Source organism: Haloferax sp. ATCC BAA-644 (genome assembly GCF_000336975.1).
Lineage (GTDB): Archaea > Halobacteriota > Halobacteria > Halobacteriales > Haloferacaceae > Haloferax > Haloferax volcanii.
Genome location: NZ_AOLF01000009.1, coordinates 1 through 1,943 on the forward strand (window position 1 = coordinate 1; position 1,943 = coordinate 1,943).

1 protein-coding gene is annotated in these 1,943 nt (G+C 64.0%); it reads right to left on the bottom strand.

The window, feature by feature from the left end:
* Positions 1–106: 106 nt before the first annotated feature.
* A complete protein-coding gene (locus C458_RS03705) occupies positions 107–925 on the bottom strand; it encodes a hypothetical protein (protein WP_004045523.1) in 819 nt (272 codons plus the stop codon).
* Positions 926–1,943: the final 1,018 nt, after the last annotated feature.

Here is a 1,943-nt window from a genome sequence, read left to right on the forward strand (position 1 = left end):
GGGTCGCCGAAAATCGAACCGACCCCACCACCCACCACAGGGACCTATAACGGTGTCTAGGGGGACCCCACCCGGCACCTCTCACCTCGCGGTGGGACCGACCGATCTAGTCTGGTGGCGGTCCTCTATCCTCGTCGCGCCGGAAGTCTCCCGACGCAGCCGACACCCAGTCCTCGACGATCGGATCCCACGCCATCAGTGACCAGTCCTCCTCGAGCGCACTGCCGTCACGATCGTCGCCGCCCGGATCGCGTGGATCGAGATCGACGTCGGCGCTAGATCCGTACCGCCGCGACCCCGACGGCAGGAACGACAGCGAGCCACGACCGAGGTACGCACTGATGTAGTGCGCCGCGTTCCGTGCGTCCACCCGCCGGATGTCCACCACCCGGCCGAGGCCGACGCGCTCGGCCAACTGCGACAGTTCCCGCTGCGGCAGGAACCGATCCACGAGCAGGTGCAGGTGCGGCCGGTCCCGCTCGTCTCCCTCGTGCCGCACCCACAGATACGACAGGTTTGGATAGCGGTCCCTCAGTTCCGTCCTCAGCGCGTTCCACCGATCGGTGATGTACTCGTGCTTCTCCTCCTTCGACGCGGGCGCTCTGCGGTCCACTGTGAGCGTCAGGAACCGACGCATCTCCGGGCGCTCCTCCGTGATCCGTTCTATCTCCTCGATCAGTCCCATCCTCAGCCGGTGGCCGCAACACTCGCAGTCCCACGAACCGCAACGGTACGACGCCTGTTCCCCCGATTCTGTCTGGTACTTCAGGTGCGCCAAGTCCTTCCGGCAGTCCGGCCGCTCCCGATCCGGCCCGCAATCCCAGTCCCGACCGAGCCGTGACTGCTCATCCAACTCGACCTCGCCGTCGACGGGATCCGCGCTCACTCCGACCACCCCGACCGACGCGATCGCGAGCTGCTCCACGAGTGGCCCGACAGCACGTCCGGCCCAGCTGGGGCGGCACTATCCGACGACCGCGACGAAGACGAGCCGGTGGCACCGCACCGCACCATAGCCACCGGCACGTCTTCTACCGCACCGCACGGTGGAACGCCTGAATTGGCGAAGCATAGCGGCTCTTGAGTTGTTCTAACTAGCGTCGAGTAAAGACCGCACCGCCGCCGCACCGCCACCGCACAAGATAGCCCCCTCCCGCCGGTCGGGGGCGTGCGGATCGGGCGGCCCTCGAGCCGGGTACGCCGGCTCTCGGGCAAATCAAGATCGCCCGATCCTTGCGGTGGATCGGCGCTTAGTCGTCCAGACCGAGCGTTTCCGTGAACCGTCGAAACACTTACTGACTCGGCTGAGAGAGGACAGAGCGAGGACGAACCCTCCGGCCAAGAGGTTTCCACCGGGCGATTCTGCCACAAATCGCGTCCGGTGGAATCGTCCGTCGCCCGGGCCTTCTCCGGGCATTCACTCACGTTGCGTAGCTTTGACTGCGACGAGAACGACTAGCCCCTTAAAGAATACTGACCTTTCACCCCGGCAGAACATCTACCTATCCCGATACTACCAACACGCCCACATATTGTTATTAGCAGTTCTAACCATAGCCAGACAGAACCCGAAACCGCATGACAGCGCAGGGGTCGCCGATCGCCCCGGAGTATCACCCATCACAACTTACCGCCGTCTTGCGATTCTTCCCCCTGTCGAATCCCGGCCCTATCCGTACAATCGCAGGACGGCGTAAGGATACCCCTGTCTGAACCGCCACAACTTACCGCCGTCTTGCGATTCTCCCACCACAATCACTCGCCCCTCCGCTCCCTAATCGCAGGACGGCGCAAGGGTCGCCGAAAATCGAACCGACCCCACCACCCACCACAGGGACCTATAACGGTGTCTAGGGGGACCCCACCCGGCACCTCTCACCTCGCGGTGGGACCGACCGATCTAGTCTGGTGGCGGTCCTCTATCCCTGTCTCTTATACACATC